Consider the following 21,228-nt stretch of genomic DNA (forward strand, 5'->3'; position numbering starts at 1 on the left):
TGGTTGCCTCCGCGCGCGTCGTCGCCCGCTTGTTCTAAATCACGCCCGGGGCCGCCCCCCCCCCCGCCGGCGCGGGGGTCGTCGGGGGGCCGGCGGCGGTGCGGGTCAGAGCGCGGAGCGGATCCAGCCGTCGACCAGAGCGGTCAGGTCCTGGTCGGCCCGGCCGTGCTCGACCACGTGGGTCCGGATGACGTCGCCACCGCCGTGCCCGAAGAGGCCGCCGCGCTTGTCCGCCTCCAGCACCACCTCGACCCGGTGGCCGGTGGTGACGAAGCTGACCTCCAGCGAGTTGCAGGCGTGCGCGTACTGCGGCGCGGCGGAGAACTCGATCTCCTGGTAGAACGGCAGCGTCTGGCCGGTGCCCCGGATGTGTCCGGCCTCCAGGTCGGCCGAGCGGAACCGGAAGCCGAGCCGCAGCAGGGTGTCCAGGATCCGGTGCTGCACCGGCAGCGGCTCGATCTCCAGCGGGTCGGAGTCGCCCTTGTCGAGGGCGCCCGCGATGTCGACCTCCGTCCGCACCCCGAGCTGCATGCCGTGCAGGTGCTGCCCGGCGACGACGGTGACCGGCGCCTCCCAGGGCACCTGGACGGCGAACGGGATCGACCGGTTCTCGCCGGGCGCCAGCACCAGCGGCGCGGTGACGGAGAACCGCGCGAACGGGTAGAGGCCGGTGCTCTCGCCCTCCTCGTGCTCGATCTCCACCCGGGCGACCAGGGTCAGCGTGATCCCCCGGATGTCCGCCTCGACCGTGCCGCCGGTCAGTTCGACCGTCCCGTGCAGGGTGCCGCCGGGCTGCACGACCGGCGTGGTCAGGACGGTGTCGACGCCGGGACCGCCGACGCCCAGGGCACCGAGCAGCTTCTTGAACACCATGGGGGCGCTCTCCTCGAAATAGGGGTGGACCGAAGTCGTCGGGAGGAACGCCAGGACGGCCCGGACGGTTCCCCCGGACGGCCGCGGGCCAGTTGTAGGATGACCGGGCAAGCAGTTGTAGGATGACCGACGACCACCGACCGCGAAACCGAGGGGAGCTCCGCCATGACCGCGCCCGGGCCCAGCCAGGACACCTTGCAGGCCGCCGGCCGGCGCTCCCTGGTGGACACCGCCATCGACCAGCTGCGCGAGCAGCTCGCCGCCGGCGCCTGGCCGGTCGGCTCACGGATCCCCACCGAGCACGAGCTGGCCGAGCGGCTGGCGGTCGGGCGCAACACCGTCCGGGAGGCGATCCGCGTCCTGGTGCACGCCGGGATGCTGGTCTCCCGGCAGGGCGAGGGCACCTTCGTCCGCAGCACCAGCGACCCGGCCTCCGTGCTGCGGGGCGTCCAGCGCTCCGGCGTCCGGGACGTCCTGGAGGTCCGGGCGGCCCTGGAGGCCGAGGGCGCCCGGCTGGCGGCCCTGCGGCACACGCCCGAGGACATCGTCCGGATGCGGGCCGCGCTGGCCCGCGAGACCGAGGTGATCGCGGCCCACCCGGAGCGGGCCGGCCGTGAGGCGACCGTCGAGCACGACCTGGAGTTCCACACCGCCGTGGTCGAGGCCGCGCACAATCCCGCGCTGACCGAGGTCTACCGCTACTTCGGCGCCTCGGTGCGGGAGTCGATGCGGACGGCCTTCGGCGACCACGAGATGCCCGAGGTGGTCGTGGCCACCCACGAGGCGCTGGTGGACGCGATCGAGAGCGGTGACCCGGACCGCGCCGAGGCCGCCTGTCGGTCGCTGCTCGCCGAGCCGACCGCGGCCGTCGAGCAGCTCCTCGCGGCCATCGCGGCCCGGAAGTAAGCGGCGCACGCCCCTTCCGCGCCCGTACCCCCCGTTCACGAAAGAGCAGCAAGCCCCATGGCCGTCACCCGTGCCCAGCAGCCGGTCGTCACCCTCCCCCCGGTCCCCGTCCGCTCCCGGCTGGCCCACCCGGCCCTGCTGCTGACCGGCATCCTGCTGGTCGCCCTCAACATGCGGGCCTGTCTGGCGGCGATCTCGCCGATGGTCGGCGAGATCCAGCACACCTTCGGCCTCTCCGCGACCGCGAGCGGTCTGATCACCACCGTGCCGGTGCTCTTCCAGGGCGCCGGTGCCCCGCTCACCCCCCGGCTGACCAGGCGGTTCGGCACCGAGCGGGTGGTGCTGGGCGCGGTGCTGGTGCTCGGCGCGGGCGTGCTGCTGCGGGTCCTGCCCTCGGTGGCGGCGCTGTACGCCGGCTGCGTGGTGATCGGTGTCGCGATCGCGGTGCTGAACGTCTCGATGCCGGGCCTGGTGAAGCGCGAGTTCCCGGGCCGGGCCGCGGCCATGACCGGCGTCTACTCGACCACCATGCTGGTCGGCGCGACGCTCGCGGCGGGCACCTCGGTGCCGCTGGAGCACGCCCTCGGCGGCGGCTGGCAGGCCTCGCTCGGCGCCTGGTCGCTGCTGGCGCTGATCGCGGCCGTCGCCTGGCTGCCGCAGGTGCTGCGCACCGCGAACGGGCGCCGCGGCGCGGCGCCGGCGGCGAGCGGCGAGCGGACCCGGCGGGTGCCGGCGCCGGCGGCGGCCGAGGGCGGCGCGGCGCGGAGCAACCTCTGGCGCTCGCCGCTGGCCTGGCAGATCAGCCTCTTCATGGGCATCTCGTCGCTGCTGGTCTACACCCTGGTCGCGTGGATGCCGACCATCCTGGCCGACCACGGGATGGACCGCGGCGAGGCCGGTCTGGTCTTCGCCTTCTCCAACCTGGTCCAGGTGGCCGGTGCCTTCCTGGTGCCGCTGCTGGCCGGCCGGATGACCCGGCAGCGGACGCTGGCCGTGGTGATGGCCGCGCTGAACGCGGTCGGCATCACCGTCCTGCTGGTCTCGCCGGTGCCGGGGGCCTGGGTCTCGGCCACCGTCCTGGGCATCGCCCAGGGCGGCTCGCTGGGCCTCGCCCTCGCCTTCATCGTGCTGCGCACCGACAGCGTGGCCGGCGCCGCCCGGCTGGGCGGCATGTCGCAGGCGGTGGGCTACCTGGTGGCGGCCGCCGGGCCGGTCGGCGCCGGGGCGCTGCACCAGCTGACCGGTGACTGGAACACCCCGCTGCTGCTGATGCTGGTGCTGGCGGCCGTCGCCGCGGTGGCCGGCTGGGGCGCGGGCCGCGACCGGACGCTCTGAGGACCCCGCCCGGGCGCCGTCGTCCGGGGCGTCCGGGCGCCGGGGCGGGCCACCGCACCGGCGGCCGGCTACTCCTCGGCGGCCGGCTACTCCTCGGCGGCCAGGGTCAGCCCGGCCAGCCGCACCGAGGCGAGCACCGTGGCCGCCGCCGTGAGGACCAGCAGCAGCGGCACGGCCACCCCGAGCGCGACGTCCGCGGTGATCGCGCCCTTCCCGGCCACCGCCTCGGCCACCGACAGCCCCCACTGCTGGACGCTGAGCGTCCTGGCGCCCTGCACGAAGTTGCCGATCAGCGACTCCCAGACCAGCGCGTAGACCAGACCGGCCACCACCGCGTGCCGGGTGATCACGCCGAGCAGCAGGAACAGCGCGCTGTACGCCGCACCGGACACCAGCGCGGCGACGGTGTAGCCGAGCGCCAGGCCGTCCCGGGTGCCGTAGAGCAGCAGGCCGGCCAGCAGGGTCGGGATCGCCGCGAACACCCAGGTGGTGCCGACCGCCACGACCAGCTTGGTGGTGATGATCTTCCAGCGCGGCAGCGGCTTGGCCAGCAGATAGACGATCGAGCCGTCGTCGATCTCGGTGGCGATGGCGCCGGTGCCGACGACCAGGCCGAGGATCGGCAGCAGCGTGCCGAGGCCCAACCGGCCGAGGATCGTGACGGTCAGGTCGTGCTTGTCCCCGCTGGAGCCGCTGGCGATCGCCGAGACGAGCAGCAGCAGGGCGGGGACCACCAGCAGCAGGATGCCGCGGCGGCGGCCCAGCAGGCCGCGCAGCGTCAGCCTGGCGACGGTCGGGTTCATGGTTGGTCGGCCTTCCTGGGGTCCGGTTCCGGGGGTGGTGCGGGTCCTGTCCGGGCGATCTCGGCGTCGCGCGCCCGGCGAGATCGGCCGGACAGGGCCTAGGCGGAGACGAGGTAGGAGAACACGCTCTCCAGCGACTCGTCGGCCGGAGCGACGGTGTACAGCCGGACGCCGGCCTGCTGGGCGACCTTCGGCAGCAGGGTGGTGAAGCCCTGGAAGTTGACCGCCTGGATCCGCAGCCCGCCCGCCTCGCCGGGCACCGCCCGGCCGTCGGCGCCCTGCTGGTCCAGCTCGATGCCGGCCGTCGACGGGTCCGCGATCAGCGCGGCCGCCAGCCGGCGGTCGTCGCTGGAGCGCACCAGGTAGCGGTGCGGCCGGTCGGTCATCAGCCGGCGGATCTTGCGGAAGTCCCCGGAGGCGGCGTGCCGGCCGGCCACCACGACCTCGATGTGCCGGGCCAGCTGCTCGACCTCCTCCAGGATGTGCGAGGAGAAGAGCACCGTGCGTCCGTCGGCGCCGAAGCGGCGCAGCAGGTCCATCAGCTGCAGCCGCTGGCGCGGGTCCATGCCGTTGAAGGGCTCGTCGAGCAGCAGCACGGCCGGGTCGTGGACCAGTGCCGAGGCCATCTTGACGCGCTGCTTCATGCCCTTGGAGTACGTCCCGGTCTTCCGGTCCTGGGCGTACTCCATCTCCACCAGGGACAGCGCCCGCCGGGTGGCGGCGGCCGGGTCGGCGAGGCCGTGGAGTTCGGCGTTGGCGAGCACGAACTCCCAGCCGGTCAGGTAGTCGTACATCGACTCCCGCTCGGGAACGAGCCCGATCTGCCGGTACACCTCCTGGTTGCGCCAGATCGGCGCGCCGTCCAGGGTGACCGCCCCGGTGGAGGGGGCGAGGAAGCCGCTCATCATGTGGATGAGGGTGGACTTGCCCGCGCCGTTGGGCCCCAGCAGGCCGGTGACGCCGGGACCGATCGCCATGCTGACGTCGTTGACGGCGACCACGTTGCCGAACCAGCGGGAGACCTTGTCGATGGTGATGGTGGCCATGACGCCCTCTCAGATCCTGCGATTGTCAGATGTTGCGGTAGCGGCGCAGCAGCAGCGCGTAGGAGCCGGCCACCATCGCGACGGCGGTCGCGGCGAAGGCCACCACGCCGAGGACGCCGGGCGCGTGCATCCGGTCCGGACCGGCGCCGAGGTCGAAGAGCTGGTTCACCAGGCTCTCCACCAGTTGGTCCGGCGAGAGCAGGGCCACCCACTGCGCGGAGTCCGGCACCTGGCCGGAGGCGCCGCCGCCGATGCCGACGACGACCCCGACCACGGCGGTGCTGATCGCCAGGTAGCCCATGATCGCGGCCACCCCGAAGCCGCGGCGCGGGGTGGCGGCGGCGATCACCAGCGCCACCGCGGTCGGCACCAGGGCGTACAGCACGGCCGTGACCAGGCCGTAGAGGAAGTGCGCGGTGTTGTGCGCGAAGTCCAGGCCGCCGAGCAGCGCGCCGGCGTAGAGGACCAGCAGCGGGGCGAGCATCAGCAGCAGCTGCGCGCAGGCCATCGCGGCGAACTTGGCCCGGACGTAGTCGGCCCGGGTGATCGGGCGGGAGAAGTACAGCGGGACGGTGTGGTGCCGGAGGTCCCGGGAGAGCAGGACGGGCGCCTGCGAGGCCAGGAAGATCGAGACCAGCAGGCCCAGCATCTCCAGGTACTCGGGGTAGTCGACCGGCAGTTCGTCCTGGTGCTGGGCGAGGGCGAGCGCCACCATGATCGCGGCCGGCGCGGTGACCACACCGAGCAGCAGCATCGGCAGCACCTTGGACCGGCCGGAGCGCCCGAGGCCGTACGCGGCGCGCAGGCTCTGGGTGAACAGGGCGCGGGTGGCGTAGGCCCGGCCGAGCCGGGGGCCGGTGTAGCCGCGGTAGCCGATGTCGTGGATGACGCCGGTGTCGAGCGGCCTGGCCTCAGAGGGCAGCGCCATCTGCGGTACCTCCCTTGCTCTGTGTACCGCTGGTGTCCGTGAACAGCTCGGCGACCCGGTGGCGGCGCTGCTCCAGCCGGACCAGTCCGAGGCCGAGGTCCGCGACCGCGTCGCGGATGGTGTCGTAGGTGTCGTCACCGCCGAGCCGCACCAGCAGGATCCGCGCGCCCTCCGGCTCCACCGAGAGGCCGGCGGCGGCCAGCCGCTCGCGCACGGCGGCGCTCGCGTCGCGGGTGTGGTCGTCCGGGAAGTCCGTCACCTCGACCGCGAGCGTGGCCGTCACCCCGGTGAACGAGGCGGTGGAGGAGGAGCGGAGCAGCTTCCCCCCGTCGATGATCACCAGATGGTCGCAGGTCCGCTCCAGCTCGCCGAGCAGGTGGGTGGTGACCAGGACCGAGATCCCGAAGTCGGTGTGCACCCGGCGGATCAGCGCCAGCATGTCGTCCCGGCCGACCGGGTCCAGGCCGTTGGTGGGCTCGTCCAGCAGCACCAGCTTCGGGTCGTGCACCAGTGCCTGAGCCAGCTTGACCCGCTGCTTCATGCCCGTCGAGTACCCGCCCATCGGCCGGTAGCGCTCCTCGTACAGCCCGACGTGGCGCAGCGTGTCGGCCGTCCGCTCACGGGCCGCGGCGGCCGGCAGCCCGGCCATCCGCGCCATGTGCACCACGAACTCCGTCGCCGAGACGTCCGGCGGCAGGCAGTCGTGCTCCGGCATGTAGCCGACCTGCTCACGGATCAGCGAGCCCTGGGTGGCGATGTCGAGGCCGAGGACCCGCCCCGTGCCGGAGGTCGCCGGGGCCAGCCCGAGCAGGATCTTGATGAGTGTGGACTTGCCCGCCCCGTTCGCCCCCACCAGGCCGACCACCCCGGGCTCCACCTCAACGGTGAGCTGATCGAGGGCGGTGACCCGGGGGAACCTCTTGGTGAGGCCGTCCGTCTTGATGACAGTGGACACGTTCCCCACCGTAGTGCGGCCGCTCCGTCCGGGGCATGAGCTCGAATGACGACGCCCCGTGCTGCTGCGGTATGACATCGCCCCAGTGATCCCCTAGGGGTTCCGGCGCGCCACCTCCTCTGTATCCTTTGCGAATTCCTAACACGGGGGCCGCCGGGGAGAGTGCCCGGCAGGGAGGGACGTGAGCACCATGTCGGATCGCGCGACCGCATTTGACCGGATGATGAACCCCTGGGCCTACGACGCCGACGGGAATCTGACCGCCGCGGCCAGGCAGCAGGAAGGGGCCCGCACCCGGCTGAACTCGGCGAACGCCCCCGGCGACGGCGGCACCGTCGGAGTCGACCCCGCCGCGCTGGACGCCGCCGCCAACTCGTCGGACCAGATCCACGGCCGGCTCAACGGGGACGGCCGGGCCGCCGACGACGAGACCACCCAGGTGTCCACCTCGCTGGCCAACTGGAGCACCGGCAAGGCGGCCGCGCAGACCGCCGCCACCTGGGACCAGCAGATCGCCGCGCTGAACAGCACCATCGGCGAACTCACCCAGGCCCTGCGGCAGAGCGCCACCAACTACCGGAACAACGAAACCGCCGTCACGCACGACATGAAGGGCTGAGGGGGCGGACGACATGGTCGACTTCCACGAGCTGAGCACCGCCAAGCTGGACGTCCTCGGCACTGCCGCCACCGCCTGGGAAGACGTCGTCAAGAAGCTGAAGTCCATGGACGAGGACTGGGACAGCGCCGTCATCGCCAAGGTCAACTCCGCCAACTGGAGCGGCCCCGCGGCCGACCAGGCGCGGCCCAAGCTCCAGCGGGCCAACGAGCAGTTGAGCGCCGCCGTCACCGAGGCGACCGCCATCGCCTCGATCCTCAAGGACGCCGGGAACGACTTCCAGGCCGCCAAGGGCAAGCTGGACAAGGCGGTCGCGGACGCCCGGGGCGCCGGGCTGACCGTCACCGACGACGGCACCGTGAGCTGGCCGGCGGCCGACTCCGCGACCAGGCACGACCCGGACGCCAGCCGGGCCTACAACGACGAGTACCGCGGCAAGGCGGAGGGCGCCCGCAAGGCCATCGACGCGGCCGTCCAGGAGGCCACCGCCGCCGACGAGCGCGCGGCCTACGCGCTGCGCTCCGACACCGCCACCGACAACGTGAAGTCCTTCAACGCCAAGGCCGTCGGCGGCGGCCCGGAGGCGGACGGCATCCGGGCCGCCCAGCTCGCCGGCAAGGGCGGGAAGATCTCGGACGCCGAACTCACCGAGCTCAACTCGCTGTTGTCCGCCAACGCGAACGACCCGAAGTTCTCCACCCGCTTCTACCAGGACCTCGGCCCCAAGGGGACGCTGCAGGCCTGGAACAGCATGGTCGGCGACGAGCAGCAGTTCAACGGCGCCAGTGACGCCCGGTGGAAGCAGTACCAGGAGCTGCAGAAGAACCTCGGCCTCAACCTGGCCACCGCCACCCGCACCACCAACGAGCCCCACCTGTCCGACCAGTGGGCCGCCGACCTGCGCAAGGCCGGCGCCGAGACGATGTGGGACAAGCCGTACCGCCAGAGCGGCCTGGACTACTCGCCCTACGGGTACCAGGTGCTCTCCGGCATCCTGCGCACCGGCGACTACGACCCGCACTTCCTCAACCCGATCGCCGAGCACATCACCCAGCTGGACACCGACGACAAGTACTGGCCGGCCCCGGTGATGGGCCCGCGCAGCGACCGGCGCGGCTACAACCTCCTGGGTCAGGAGGGCGGTTCGGGCTGGGAGCCGACCACCGCCGTCCTGGAGGCACTGGGCCACAGCCCGGAGGCGGCCACCAAGTTCTTCCACGACCAGCCGACCGCGTACAACACCGACGGCACCGTCAACCCCAACGGCAAGGCCAAGCCGTCGGACTACCTCACGTACTTCACGCACGACAAGGAGTACACGCCGGACACCGTCTCGCAGAAGAACGAGCTGCGTCAGCAGGGCATGCGCAGCGGTCCGGACGCCCTCGGCCACGCCCTGGAGGCGGCCACCACCGGCCGGCCGTACGACGACCACTCCGGCGTGGCGCCCAAGCACACCGCCGACCAGGCCGAGGTCATGAACCGGGTCGTGCAGACCTTCGGCACCCACGGCAACGGCGGCGTGCTGGACGACCTCAAGGGCGAGGACGCCAAGTTCGCGCCGCTGCGGGACAGCCTCGGGCACATGACCGCCGACTACATGGGCGACACCCAGCGCGCGCTCTCCCCGCACAAGGACGACCTGCCGGTCAACGGTGCCCCGGCCAGCCTGAAGGAGGCCCCGGTCCGCGGGCTGCTCGACGCGCTCGGCCGCGATCCGGACGCGTACGGCGCCGTGGTCAACGCCAACCAGGCGTACTCGACGGCGGTGGTGCGCAGCCACATCGACAGCGGACAGACCGACTTCGCCCGGCTGGAGTCGGAGATCGACTCCACCTCGCGGGCCGGCGGCGTCATCAGCGGCATCCTCAACGAGGCCCGGGTCAACGAGGTGCACCAGGAGCACGCCGCCTCGGACAAGGAGTACAACGAGGCCCTGGAGAAGAACGCCGGCTACGCGCAGACGGCGTTCAGCACGACGATCGGACTGGCCACCGAGCGGGTCCCGCTCGCGGGCGAGGCGGCCGACTTCATCGTCGAGCAGATCACCGACAGCGTGGTCAAGGCCAACGAGCGCGACACCAGCGAGGACGGGCGGCAGGAGGGCCGCGACTTCGTCGCCGAGGGCCGCGAGGGCGCGGCGGTCGGTGCCAAGCAGGCCGTCATCGACGCCGCCAACGGCACCAAGCTCAGCCCCGACGACATCCGGCGGCTGGCCGACAGTGCCGGGGACCGGGCGCTGGACGGCTACACCGACGGCGCCTCCGGCAGTCACAGCTCGAACGGGTAGGTGTCCGGGCGGCGGCGCGGGGCCGGGCGGCGGCCGCGCCGTCGGCGGTCGCCGGGGCGGGCCTCGGCGGGAGCGACGGCCACGGGCGGCGGGCCGGGGCGGTCTGACGGACCGCCCCGGCGACCGCTGGGCGACGCGCCGCAGGGCGCGCCGCCCACCGGGCGGCCCGGTCAGGCCAGCAGGTCGGACTGGAGCGTGACGACCTGGCGGAAGGCGGGGCCCTCGACGCCCCGGGCGTTGGTCATCGTGACCACGCCGATGATGTCGCCGGCACTCAGGTAGGCCAGATAGCCGGTGGTCCGGCCCTGGCCGGTGATCACCGGGCTCTCGCGGGTGGCGATGTCGACGCCGCGCACCGAGTCCCAGCCCTGGACGGAGGCGGGCCTGAGCCCGGGCAGGTCCTTCGGGGCGCCGTCGGCACGCAGCTCGGCGAAGACATCCCAGGCCTCGACGGAGGAGCCGAAGCGCAGCAGCCGGATCTGGCTGCGGGTGCCGTCGGAGGCGGTCCACTCCCGGACGGTGGCGGCGCGGCAGACGTTGCGCAGCAGCAGGGAGCGCAGGACCACCGGTTCCTTCTGCTCGGCCGCCATCGCGTCGCAGGGGACCCAGTCGGCCGCGGGCACACCGGCGGCCGGGGCGGCGCCGGAGGGGCTCGCGGTCGGGCTGCCGGAGGCGGTCGAACTCGCGGTCGGGGCCGGGCTTCCGGACGGGCTCCCGGACGGGCTCCCGGACGCGGTCGCGGTCGCGCTCGGGGTCGGGGTCGGGGTCGGCGTCGGGAAGACCACCGGGGTCAGCGAGCCGCCGGCCTCCTTGGGCGCGGGCAGCAGCAGGTGGCGCAGGTCGGCCGCGTGGCGGCTCTTGTTCTCCACGGGCGCGGCCTGGCCCGACGGCAGCGGTGGCAGGACCAGCGCGGGGAAGGTGTAGCGGCCGTCCGTCCGGGTGGCCAGGCCCGGGATGTCGGTGCGGTCGGGCGTGGTGACGGCCACCGCGGCGCCCGTACCGGCCAGGACACAGATCAGCGCGGCCGCGCTCCAGCGCAGCGCCGCCTTGCGCCGGCGAGTGCGGCGGGCCGCGAGCTCCTCGGGGCTCGGCGGCGCGAGGAACGGGACGAACCCCTCCCCGGGGGCGGCCCAGGGGTTCTCCCCGGCTCCCTCGGCGGGCGGGGCGGCCGGCGGGGCAGCCGGCGGGGCAGCCGGCGGGGCAGCCGGCGGCGCGAACGGTGCCGGGGGCGCGTCGACGGGGGCGGCCGCGCTGTCGTGCGGGGTGGCGTTGTCGGTCATACGGACGCTCCCGGGCTGGCGAGGCGGTCGAGCTGCTGGGTGAAGAGGGCGACGATCCGGTCCTTGGGCAGCGGTGCCACGCCCTCGGCGTTCATGATCACCAGGAGGTCGCCCTCGGCGGCCGAGCACTCCAGGTAGTCGATCGGCGCGGACGGCGGGGCAGGCATCAGGTAGCAGTGCGCCTCCGGGTGGCCGGGGATCCCCGGACCGGTGCGGAAGAGCCCGGTGTCGCCCGTGAACACGGCCGTGTACTCGTTCAGCTTCTGCACCTCCTGCTGGTTGAACTGGCGCAGCTTCAACCCGATCACCAGGTCGTCCGCCTTGGCCTTGTAGGTGCGCACCCCGGTGGCCTTGACGTGCAGGCCCTCCCAGTACTGGCGGAGCTTGTCCCGCTTCTCCTTGGGGATCTGCTGGAGGTCGTTGTCCAGCTCGGCGGAGATCTGGTCCGCCGACAGTTCGACGTCGTTGCCGTAACCGCCCTCGTCCGGGCCGAGCGCGTAGCCGAGCGGGACCGGCAGCAGCAGGTCGCGCAGCGAACCGAAGTGGTTGCCGTTGGACTTGGCGCCGAAAGGGGTCGGCGTGGCCGTCGGGGTGGGCGCGGGCGCCGCCGGTGCGCCGGCGGTGACGGGCGCGGGGTCGTCGTACTGGGTCTTGATGACACCGATCCCGATCACCACCCCGACCAGCGCGGCCGCCACGGTCGCGCCGGTGGCGCGGAGCAGCCGACGGCCGGTGGGGGAGGGAGCGGCGGCGGGGTCGAAGCCCTGGGCCGGGAACTGGGCCGTGAGCCGGCCGGGGGCCTGCTCCGGTGACTCGACCGGGTTCTGCCCGGGGGCCTGCTCGGGGGCCCCGGTCATGGTGCTGTCGCTCATACCAGCCGCTCCCACTGCTGCTTGGCGATGTCCTTCACGACATCGGGGTTCACGGGGCGCGTGCCGAAGACCTTGATCTCCATCACCAGGGTGCCGCGCTGCGCCAGCGCCGTCCCGAGGTAGTACTGCTCGGTGGTCTCGGCCCAGTACGAGGCCTCGCTGTCGACCTGGAAGCCACCGTTGGCGTCCTCCGCGAACGGCTGGAGCCGGTAGCCGGCCGCGCGGGACTTCGCCTCGGCGGCCCGATCGGCGGCGTACTGGATCAAGGTGACCCGGACCTTCAGGTCGTCCTTCTTCCAGTCGACCTCGACGGCACGGCGGAAGTCCTTGTAGTTCAGGTTCTTGAAGGTCTCCGCCGACCGGCCGCTGCGCTCGGCGAGCTCACCGACAGTGATCCAGGACGGCGTGTCGGGGTAGTCGGCCCAGGCCGTGCCACCGGTCGGGACCGTGATCAGCAGCTTCCGCAGATCGCCGTCGACAGCGGGCGGCTTGGGCCCCGCCTGGGCGACGGCCGCCGGGTCCACCACCTCGGCCGGGTACGAGGGCAGGGCGACCTGGATCGGCGGCAGCGGGGTCGGCGGGCGGTTCGCCTGGACCGCGTAGCCGACGGCGCCGCCGAGCACGGTGCCCAGCACCAGGCCGCAGACCAGCAGCAGCACGGGCCTCGGGCGGCCCGGGCGGCGGAACGGCGGGGCCGGGGCGGCGGGGACGAACGCGGCGGCGAAGGGGGCCGGGGGCGCGGGCGGTACGACGGGGGCGGCGGGGCCCTGGGTGGGGGCCGCCTCACCGGCGGCCGGCACGGCGGGTACCTCGGCGGGCGGGGCGGCGGCAGCCGGCGGCAGCGGTGCCTCGGCCGGCGTGGGCGCGTCGGCCGGCGTGGGCGGGTCGGCGGGCGACGGCTCCACGGGTCGGGTGGTCACGGAGTGGCTCCAGGAAGGGAGAGGTGGCGTCGGAGGTGGGCGGCGGAGCGGTTCAGCCGCCGGAGGACAGCCGCTCGCGCTGGCGCTTCATCAGCTCGTTCAGCAGCGCCTTGTCCGGAGTCCCCTTCACGTCGACGTCGATCGTGTACTGGACGTCGCCCTGGCTGGACAGACCCGTCATCGAGCCGGTGTACGCCTGCTGCTTGGGCTTGCGGACGTAGCCGTGGGCGTTGGGGTCGCCGTCGATGTCGATCGGGTCCAGCTTCATCGTGTAGCCCTGGACGAACTCGGTCGCCGACGAGGTCGAACCGAAGTGCAGCAGAGTGACCGTCACCTCGGCCTTGCCGTCGGCCGTGCGGTACATCCGGGTCGCGGCGTCCTTGTACCCGTACGAGCCGAGGATCCGCATGATGCCGTCCTGGTGGTCGAACAGGGCGGACACCTCGTCATCGGTCATCTTCATCCCGTCCGGCGGCCCGTAGGGCTCGCCGCCGTCGGGGACGGGAAGCAGGAAGTACCGCAGGTCGCCGTCGTGCCGGCCGCCGCTGACGCTGCCCTTGAGGGTGCTCGCCGGCTTCGGCGCGGGTGCGACGGTGGTCGGTGCGGCGCCGGTCGGTGCCACCGTGGGCGCAGCCGACGCGGTGGCGGTCGGGCTCGCGCTCGGGCTCGGCGGGGCCGTGACCGGTGCGGCCGCGACGGCCGGCCGGGGGTCCGGCTTGCCGACGGCCACGGTGACGGCGGCGCTGGTCGCCGTCACGGCGAGGAGACCGGCGGTGGCCAGGGCCACGCCGACGGCGCGCGGCAGCTTCCGCCCGGCGGCGGGCACCGGAACCGGCTCCGGCACACCGACGAGGTGTGCATCGGGACCGGGACCGGGACCAGGACCGGCGGCGGGCTCGGCGGCAGGGACGGCCGTGGGCGCGGCCACGGTTTCGGGCGCCGCGGCGTCCGCCGGTTCGAGGGCGGACGGCACGTTTTCGGGCGCGGACAAGGAACTCCCCCGGGGACTGTGGAATATCGCGCACGGGTCCCTCGCGGGCCACCCCCCGTGGCTCTCCAGGCCGACCGTCACGCGTCTCACCAGGAATTATGAGAGTCGCATGAGATCCGTGCCAATGAATCAACCACCGCACTCCCACCCAATGATCAATCAATCGGACATGCCGTGACCGAACCGCAATGGGCGGGCCGGCACCCCGTGCCGACCCGCCCCGGCGACCGCCGGCCGACCGGCCACCGCCGGTCGGCCGGTACCGCTCAGGAGTGCGCGCGCTCGGTCATCTCGACGACCTTGCCGGCGGAGTCGATCGCGACCTTGTAGTCCCCGGCCGAGCAGGGGTAGAAGCCCTTGCTGCTGGTGGGGTCGGCGAGGCACTCGCCGATGTGCTTCACCAGGTCGGCGACGTTGACGTCCTTGGACTTGGCCAGCACCGAGTTCAGGTGCCCCTTGGCGGTCGGCGCGAACGGCGCGGTCCTGTCGGCACCGACCGGCTCGAAGACCACGTCGTTGACGCCGCAGGCCGTCTTGGTGTCCTTGTAGACCAGCGTGGTCGCGGTCGTCCCCTTGCCCGGGTAGACCCACTTCTGCCCGGCGGGCAGCGGCGCGGCGTCGCAGAACCCCTCCGGCTCGTCGCTCGCCCCCGCCGAGGGCTTGGCGGTCTTGCCGCCCGTCGGCGCGCCGGCGGTGGGCGCCGCCCCGGTCGGCGCGGCGGGGGACGTGGCCGCGGGGGACGTGGCGGCGGGCGCACCCGCGGCCGGGCCGCCGCCCGCCTGGTCGGACGCGTTGTCCGGCCCACAGGCGGCGAGCGACAGAGCAGCGGTGGCGACCAGGCCGGCGCCGAGCAATCTCCGGAACACAGACATGACGAAGGAACCCCCGTTTTAACGCATGATCAGATTGTCAGGTGCGGCGGAAAGACTAGCGCCTCCCCCCGACGCCCTCCGCACCGTCAGCCCCGCCCCGCGGAGCCGCCGATGGCGCCCCGGCCAGCCCTCAGGCGCACCCCACCGACCCCGGCCGCCACCACCCGGCCGAGCCGACCGACCGGACCTCGGCGGGGCACCCGGCCCGATCCGCGACCCGCGCGCCGTACCGCGTTCGTCCCCCGGTGCCGTTCCGGTGCCCGCCGACGTCAGCAGACCGTGCCGGGCCGGGCCGCGGTGGCCCTGAGCAGATCCCGCAACAGGTCGAAGTCGACGCTCTCCGGCTTGCGGAACCGCAGGCAGCCCTTGCCCATGTCGTGCCCCGCCAGCCGTTCCTCGAACGCCTCACGGACGTCACCGCGCATGAGGTAGAAGGAGATGTACCGCTTCTGGCAGGCGAACGCGATCTCGCACGCGCCGTCCCGCTCGTACGCGGGCATCCCGTAGGCCATGACCTCGGCGAAGCCCACCAGCTCCGCCCGGCACAACCGCCGCACCTCGGCCAGCGCGGCCCTGCGCTCCTCGGACACCTCCGCCAGGTAGCCGTCGACGTCGCCCGCCTCGCTCCGCACCATGCCGCGAGGTTATGCCGGATTCGAAGCCTCCCCCGACATTTCACCCCTGTCCCAGGACGGGTCGCCCGCATGGGTCGGGATCAGGCTTCGGCGGTCCGCCCGGCACCTGTCCCGGCGGTCGTTCCGGGAGAGGCCCTGCTCCGGCACCGCCGCGACGGCGACCGAGCGGTTCCGCCCCGGCACACGGGCGACCTCGATCGGCCTCGGTCACCTCTCGTATGCCGAGCAGCCGGAGAGCGCCCCCTCGGGCGCACGAGTGCTCGGGCAGGACCGCTCAATCTCGCCGGCCCGGACATCAGGTGGCGACTTCTCGAAACGGCTCTTCCTGTCAGCCACCGGGGTGGGCGGAGATTCCGTGCGGACCGTTGCGCGCAGCACCTGGGCCGCTAATCTGTCACCCCGTACGGATGGCCTCTTGAGCCGTCTGCGATCGCTGGGGGGCGGTTGTGGTTGAGCGCCTGATTGTGGATCTTCATGCGGACGGCCAGGTGTCCGTGACGGAGTGGCCGCCGGGGGAGGCGATCGCGGCCCGCGCCGTCGATGTGGGGGCACTCGACTGGCCCCTGGACGACGAGGCCCTGGACGACCTGCGCTGGTACCTGGAGGACTACTTACGGGCACCGTTCGGGGTGTACGGCGAACGGGGAGCGGAGGTTGCCGGACTGCTCTCGACCTGGGGATCCCAGGTGTTCACGGCGCTGTTCGGATCGGGCAAGGGCCGGGACAGCTATCTCCGGGCCCGGGCCCGGAGTGATCGGCTGGAGATCGTCCTGCGATCGAGCACCGCGCAGTTGCTCGGTCTGCCCTGGGAGTTGATGGCGGATCCCGATCGACCGTCGCCGCTGGCCCTCGACGGTGTGGCGATCAGCCGGACGCTGTCCACCGGGACACCGACGGAGCCCTTCGAGGTCGGTGATTCGCGGCTTCGAGTGCTGATGGTGATCTCCCGCCCGGAGGGCACGGAGGACGTGGGCTACCGGATGATCGCCCGCCCTCTGCTCCAGCGCCTGGAGGCCGTGCGCGGCGCGGTCGAACTCGTCGTGCTGCGTCCGCCCACCCTGGCGCGGCTCGGCGAGGTGCTGCAGAAGGCGCGGGCAGCGGGCCAACCGTTCCAGATCGTCCATTTCGACGGGCACGGTGCGCTCGCCGAGACGGACGGGACGACCGTCGCGGGCAGACCGGCCGCCCGCCGACGTCCGCTGACGTTCCAGAGGCCGGGGCCCAGCGGTCTGCTGGTGTTCGAGCGGCCGGGCGGAGGCCCGGACCCGGTACCGGCCGAGCGGGTCGCACGAGTGCTGGCCGAGGCTGAGGTGCCGCTGGTCATGTTGAACGCCTGCCAGTCGGCCGCCATGGGTTCACAGGTGGAAGCGGCGGTGGCGACTCGACTCCTGCAAGAGGGCGCCAGAGCGGTGATCGCCATGGCGTACAGCGTCTACGCGGTGGCGGCCGCGGAGTTCACGACAGCGTTCTACGAGCGCCTCTTCGCCGGCGACCGGGTCGCCGAGGCGGTGGTGGCCGGTCGTCGGCGACTGGCCGCCCACGATGGGCGGCCCTCGCCGAAGGGGTTGCTGCCGCTGGCCGACTGGATGGTCCCGGTGCTGTACACGCGCAGTGAGGTGGCCCTGCCCGGGCTGCGCACGGAGCGGGAGAACCCGGAGTCGCTCGACGAGATCCTCGACCGGTCCCGGCCCGCGGCTGCCGGCCGGCGCCACCGCGACCCGACGAACTCTCGGGACCGCCTCGCGCCCGTCGGAGAGTTCGTCGGGCGGGACGGTCTGCTCCTCAGGGCGGACGTGGCCGCTCGGCGGAGTCGTGTGGTGGTGCTGCACGGTCCTGGAGGCGTGGGAAAGTCGGAGTTGGCGAAGGCCTTCGGCCGATGGTCCGGCGACACCGGCGCCGTGGCCGGCCCGGGTTCGGTGATCTGGCACTCGTCCGAACCCGGGGTGGCGTCCTTCGGTCTGGCGGGACTGATCGGCGAGGCAGGTCGGCGGCTGTTCCGCGACACCGAGAAGTTCGAAGTCCTCGACCTCGCCGAACAGCAGGACGCGGTCGAGAAGGCACTCGCTGCCAGCAGCCGGCTGCTGATCTGGGACAACTTCGAGTCCCTCTGTTCCATGCCCGACCCCACCGGAGCGACCCCCGCCCTCGCCGAGGCCGAACTCGCCGCGATACGGGCCTTCCTCGAACGGGTCGCCCGGGACGATCAAAGCGCGGTCGTCATCACCAGTCGCGCCCGCGAGGACTGGCTGGGCCCGGTGCCGCTCCGGATCGAGGTGACCGGCCTGGAGCCGGAGGAGGCCGCCGAGTACGCCGATCACCTCCTGGCCGCCTACCCCGGTGCTGCCCGGCGGCGCGGGCAGCGGGCGTTCGGCGAACTGATGCAGTGGCTCGGCGGGCACCCGCTGAGCATGCGCCTCGTGCTCCCACACCTCGCCGTGCACGACCCCCGGCAGGTACTGGACGCACTCGTCCAGGGGCGACCCCGACTGCTGGGCGACGCGGACGGGGAGCGGAACGCCTCGCTCGCGGCGAGCATCGCCTACTCCCTGGCCCACCTCTCCGACGCCGACCGGCGAGCCCTGGCCGCCCTCACCCTCTTCCACGGGGTGGCCGACGTCAACCTGCTCGGCCTCCTCTCGCAGCACCCGCTCGCACCCGAACGGTTCCGGGGCCACACCGCCGAGAGCTGGCAGGACATTCTGCGGCGGGCAGTGGGCATCGGCCTGCTCACCGAGTCGAGCGAAGCCGCCTTCGTGATCCATCCCGCCCTCCCGGCCCTCCTCAGCGCCCAGTGGCGTGGGGAGGAGGCCGACCACGCGGACCAGCGCGAGGCGTCGCTCCTGGCCCTGCTCGACGCCCAGGCCTTCTTCTGCGGCCTTCTCGGCCGGGAGTTGAACCGTGGCGACGCCGAGTTCGCCATGGCCGCCATGGACGTCCAGCGGCGGACCATGGGCAAACTGCTCGGGTACGCCCTGGACCGCGGCCTGTGGCAGCAGGCCCTGTCCATCGTGCGGCCGCTCGACGACTACTGGGACATCCGGGGCCTCTACGCGGAGTCACGCGGTTGGGTCGACCGCGTACGCGCCGTCCTGGACGGTGCCGACGGCACTCCGCCGGACCCGAACACCCCGGCCGGCGAACTCTGGCTGTTCCTGGTGCACTCCGAGGGCAATCGGCAGCTGCGATCGGGGCGGATCGACCAGGCCGAGAAGACCTTCCGGGAGGTCCACCGCGCGGTGGAGCGGCAGTCCGCCGACGCCGGGAACCTCGACATGCTCTCCGTCGCCCTCCAGGGCCTCGGCAGGGTCTCCGTGGAAAAGGGACGGTTGGCTGACGCCGAGCGGTGGTACCGGCAGTCCCTGGCCATCGACGAGCAACGCGGCAACCAGTCCGGGATGGCCGTCGCCCACCACCAGATCAGCGTGATCGCCGTTCGGCAGGGCCGGATGGCAGACGCCGAGCAGGCCTGCCGACAGGCCCTGGCCATCTTCGAACGCCGGGGCGACACGATCAGCACCGCCCGCAGCTACCACCAGCTCGGACTCATCCATCAGGAACAGGGGCGGTTCGCGGAGGCCGAACAGTTCTATCTGCGTTCCCTGGCAATCTCCGAACAGCTGGCGGACCGGCCGAGTACGGCCACCCTCTACCACCAGCTCGCGACCATGGCCACCGATCTCGGGCGGTTGGCGCAGGCCGAGGAGTGGTGCAGGCGCTCCTTGGCCATCTCGGAGGATCTGGGGACCCCTTCCGAGATCGCCCGGAGCTACCACCAACTCGGCATGCTGGCCGTCATGGGAAATCGACTGAGGGAGGCCGCGGCCTGGCACGGGAAGGCCCTGGAGATCCGTGTGGCGCTGGGCGATCCGCAGGGGACGGCGTCCAGTCACCATCAACTCGGGATCGTGGCCACGCAGCACGGCGACCTGGAGGAAGCCGAGGCGCAGTACACGTTGTCCCGGGAGATCCGCGAGGAACTGAACGATCTTCCCGGGCTGACGGTCAGCTACCACCAGCTCGGCATGACGGCCCAACAGGCCGGTCGACCGGCAGAGGCCGAGACGTGGTACCTGCGGTCCTTGGCCCTCGCGCAGGAGCTGCGCGACGCTCCCGCGATGTCACGCACGTTCGGGCAGTTCGCCCTGTTCGTCGAAGAGCAGGGACGGCCTCAGGAGGCTCTGGAGTTGATGGTCAGGAGCATCACCTGCTTCGAGGAGTTCCCCCACCCACTGACATGGCAGAGCGTCGCCAACCTCAGGATCCTGACACGCGAACACGGCATGCCCGCCCTGGAGAAGGCCTGGCGGTCGGTCACCGGCCACCGGCTGCCTCACGCCGTCCGCAACCACGTACGAAGCTGACGGGCCCCGCCCGCTCACCCACCCGACGTCCGAGGAGATCCCGCCGTGACCGACCCGATCGAAGCAGGTTCCCGCGCCGCGGCCCTGCGCCTCCCCAGCCACCTCAACCCGACCCTCGCCGCGGATGTGGAGGTCGCGCTGCACACCCGCGAGGCGGCCGGCCGCCCCACCCAGTACCTCGATCCGGTCTCCTTGGGCTCCCTCGTCGTCAGTGTGGCGACCCTGGCATGGACCGTCTACCAGGACCTCCGGAAGCAGACCTCCGCACCGAACCGGGAGGTGGTAGCCCGGCACGTCCGGATCCGCCTCGAACGGGCGGACTCGCCGACGGCATCGCTCAGCCCCGAGGATCAGGAGCTGGTCATCGGTGTCACCGTCGAGGAGACGCTCAACGCGGTGCACCCCGACGGGGAGTAGGACACCGAGGTCCGGTCACCGCTGCTCCGGCCGTGGGCCGGGCGGTCCTGGGTCACTTCGCGGTGGTGGCCGGGACCCGATGGACGGTGCGCCCGCGTAGGGTCGCCGGTATGCGACTGAGCACGGTGATCCTCCCCATCCACCGGTGGAGCGAGGGCCAGAAGATCTGGCGGCGGGCCGAGGACCTCGGGTTCCACGCCGCGTACACCTATGACCACCTGTCCTGGCGGTCGTTCCGGGACGAGCCCTGGTTCGGTGCCGTCCCCACCCTGACCGCCGCCGCGACGGCGACCGAGCGGATCCGCCTCGGCACGCTGGTGACCTCGCCCAACTTCCGGCATCCGGTCACGCTGGCGAAGGAGATCGTGTCGCTGGACGACGTGTCCGGCGGGCGGCTGACGCTGGGGATCGGGGCCGGCGGGACGGGGTTCGACGCGACGGCGATGGGGCAGGAGGCGTGGTCGCCGAAGGAGCGGGCGGACCGGTTCGGGGAGTTCCTGCCGCTGCTCGACGAGCTGCTGCGCACGGATGCCACGACCCGGGAGGGCACGTACTACTCGGCGGTCGAGGCGCGGAACATCCCCGGGTGCGCGCAGCGGCCCCGGGTGCCCTTCTACGTCGCCGCGACCGGGCCGCGCGGGCTGCGGCTCGCCGCCGGGTACGGGCAGGGCTGGGTGACGTACGGGGACCCGAAGGGACCGGCGGACGTGCCGGTGGAGCAGGCTCCGGCGGTGATCGCCGCGCAGTTGGCCAAGCTGACGGCGGCCTGCGAGGCGGCCGGGCGGGACGTCGCGGAGCTGGCGAAGGTGCTGCTGCAGGGCTCGACGGCGGAGAAGCCGCTGCAGTCGCTGGACGCGTTCGTGGACTGGGCGGGCACCTACCGGGAGTTGGGGATCACCGAGCTGGTGATCCACTGGCCGGTGCCGGACTCGATCTTCGCCAACGACCTCGCGGTCTTCGAGCGGATCGCCACCGAGGGCCTCGCCCAACTGGGCTGAGGCCCGCCGACGCGCCGGCCGGCCGGGCCGGGGGGGGGCGCCGGCCGGCGGGCCGGGTCATTTACAAAGCTGTCCGAGGCGCCGACCGCCAGAGTGTAGATATCGGTGGGGGGCGGATGAGTAAACA

General features: G+C 72.9%; 18 protein-coding genes. 7 read left to right on the forward strand and 11 right to left on the reverse strand.

Annotation, left to right across the window (positions count from 1 at the left end; all coding sequences use genetic code 11):
* Positions 1–105 precede the first annotated feature (105 nt).
* Positions 106–873, reverse strand: coding sequence for a sporulation protein (locus tag ACFXHB_RS13115; RefSeq protein ID WP_380574118.1), 768 nt, complete (start codon positions 871–873; stop codon positions 106–108).
* Positions 874–1,038: 165 nt separating this feature from the next.
* On the opposite strand from ACFXHB_RS13115, the gene ACFXHB_RS13120 reads away from it, so the two are divergent.
* Both ACFXHB_RS13120 and ACFXHB_RS13125 read left to right on the forward strand, forming a co-directional pair.
* On the forward strand, positions 1,039–1,779 hold the full coding sequence (locus ACFXHB_RS13120) for a FadR/GntR family transcriptional regulator (protein ID WP_380574119.1): 741 nt from the start codon (positions 1,039–1,041) through the stop codon (positions 1,777–1,779).
* Between the two features lie 57 nt (positions 1,780–1,836).
* A complete protein-coding gene (locus tag ACFXHB_RS13125; protein ID WP_380574120.1) occupies positions 1,837–3,114 on the forward strand; it encodes a CynX/NimT family MFS transporter in 1,278 nt (425 codons plus the stop codon).
* Positions 3,115–3,200: 86 nt separating this feature from the next.
* On the opposite strand, the gene ACFXHB_RS13130 is transcribed toward ACFXHB_RS13125, so the two are convergent.
* From ACFXHB_RS13130 to ACFXHB_RS13145, 4 genes are all read right to left on the reverse strand, one after another.
* Positions 3,201–3,917: an ABC transporter permease gene (locus tag ACFXHB_RS13130; RefSeq protein WP_380574122.1), complete on the reverse strand. Its 717-nt coding sequence runs from the start codon at positions 3,915–3,917 to the stop codon at positions 3,201–3,203.
* 98 nt (positions 3,918–4,015) lie between these two features.
* Positions 4,016–4,963 (reverse strand): ABC transporter ATP-binding protein, encoded by a 948-nt coding sequence (locus ACFXHB_RS13135; RefSeq protein ID WP_380574123.1) that lies wholly within the window; start codon positions 4,961–4,963, stop codon positions 4,016–4,018.
* A 25-nt stretch (positions 4,964–4,988) separates the two neighbouring features.
* On the reverse strand, positions 4,989–5,891 hold the full coding sequence (locus ACFXHB_RS13140) for an ABC transporter permease (protein WP_380574125.1): 903 nt from the start codon (positions 5,889–5,891) through the stop codon (positions 4,989–4,991).
* On the reverse strand, positions 5,875–6,846 hold the full coding sequence (locus ACFXHB_RS13145) for an ATP-binding cassette domain-containing protein (RefSeq protein ID WP_380574126.1): 972 nt from the start codon (positions 6,844–6,846) through the stop codon (positions 5,875–5,877). Before ACFXHB_RS13145 ends, ACFXHB_RS13140 begins: the two co-directional genes overlap by 17 nt.
* 190 nt (positions 6,847–7,036) lie before the next feature.
* Between ACFXHB_RS13145 and ACFXHB_RS13150 the strand changes: the two genes are divergently transcribed.
* Entirely contained in the window at positions 7,037–7,465 is a 429-nt protein-coding gene (locus ACFXHB_RS13150; protein WP_380574142.1) for a type VII secretion target, read from the forward strand.
* A 13-nt stretch (positions 7,466–7,478) separates the two neighbouring features.
* Positions 7,479–9,755, forward strand: a complete 2,277-nt coding sequence (locus ACFXHB_RS13155; RefSeq protein ID WP_380574127.1) for a hypothetical protein — start codon at positions 7,479–7,481, stop codon at positions 9,753–9,755.
* 170 nt (positions 9,756–9,925) lie between these two features.
* On the opposite strand, the gene ACFXHB_RS13160 is transcribed toward ACFXHB_RS13155, so the two are convergent.
* The 6 genes from ACFXHB_RS13160 to ACFXHB_RS13185 all read right to left on the reverse strand — a co-directional run bounded on the left by ACFXHB_RS13160 (position 9,926) and on the right by ACFXHB_RS13185 (position 15,325).
* Entirely contained in the window at positions 9,926–11,035 is a 1,110-nt protein-coding gene (locus tag ACFXHB_RS13160) for a hypothetical protein (protein ID WP_380574128.1), read from the reverse strand.
* Entirely contained in the window at positions 11,032–11,907 is an 876-nt protein-coding gene (locus ACFXHB_RS13165; RefSeq protein WP_380574129.1) for a hypothetical protein, read from the reverse strand. Before ACFXHB_RS13165 ends, ACFXHB_RS13160 begins: the two co-directional genes overlap by 4 nt.
* Positions 11,904–12,827, reverse strand: coding sequence for a hypothetical protein (locus ACFXHB_RS13170; protein ID WP_380574130.1), 924 nt, complete (start codon positions 12,825–12,827; stop codon positions 11,904–11,906). The genes ACFXHB_RS13165 and ACFXHB_RS13170 overlap by 4 nt, the downstream gene beginning before the upstream one ends.
* A 52-nt stretch (positions 12,828–12,879) precedes the next feature.
* A complete protein-coding gene (locus ACFXHB_RS13175) occupies positions 12,880–13,818 on the reverse strand; it encodes a hypothetical protein (RefSeq protein ID WP_380574131.1) in 939 nt (312 codons plus the stop codon).
* A 266-nt stretch (positions 13,819–14,084) separates the two neighbouring features.
* Positions 14,085–14,690: a hypothetical protein gene (locus ACFXHB_RS13180; protein ID WP_380574132.1), complete on the reverse strand. Its 606-nt coding sequence runs from the start codon at positions 14,688–14,690 to the stop codon at positions 14,085–14,087.
* A 269-nt stretch (positions 14,691–14,959) separates the two neighbouring features.
* Positions 14,960–15,325 carry an iron chaperone gene (locus ACFXHB_RS13185; protein WP_380574134.1) on the reverse strand — a complete coding sequence of 122 codons (366 nt, stop codon included), beginning with the start codon at positions 15,323–15,325 and terminating at the stop codon, positions 14,960–14,962.
* A gap of 488 nt (positions 15,326–15,813) precedes the next feature.
* Between ACFXHB_RS13185 and ACFXHB_RS13190 the strand changes: the two genes are divergently transcribed.
* The 3 genes from ACFXHB_RS13190 (at position 15,814) to ACFXHB_RS13200 (ending at position 21,101) form a co-directional block, all read left to right on the forward strand.
* On the forward strand, positions 15,814–19,686 hold the full coding sequence (locus ACFXHB_RS13190) for a tetratricopeptide repeat protein (protein WP_380574135.1): 3,873 nt from the start codon (positions 15,814–15,816) through the stop codon (positions 19,684–19,686).
* A gap of 45 nt (positions 19,687–19,731) precedes the next feature.
* Positions 19,732–20,103 (forward strand): hypothetical protein, encoded by a 372-nt coding sequence (locus ACFXHB_RS13195; RefSeq protein ID WP_380574136.1) that lies wholly within the window; start codon positions 19,732–19,734, stop codon positions 20,101–20,103.
* A 110-nt stretch (positions 20,104–20,213) separates the two neighbouring features.
* On the forward strand, positions 20,214–21,101 hold the full coding sequence (locus tag ACFXHB_RS13200; RefSeq protein ID WP_380574137.1) for an LLM class flavin-dependent oxidoreductase: 888 nt from the start codon (positions 20,214–20,216) through the stop codon (positions 21,099–21,101).
* The last annotated feature ends 127 nt before the right edge of the window (positions 21,102–21,228 follow it).

It is taken from the genome of Kitasatospora sp. NPDC059327 (genome assembly GCF_042752535.1).
Classification (GTDB): Bacteria; Actinomycetota; Actinomycetes; order Streptomycetales; family Streptomycetaceae; genus Kitasatospora.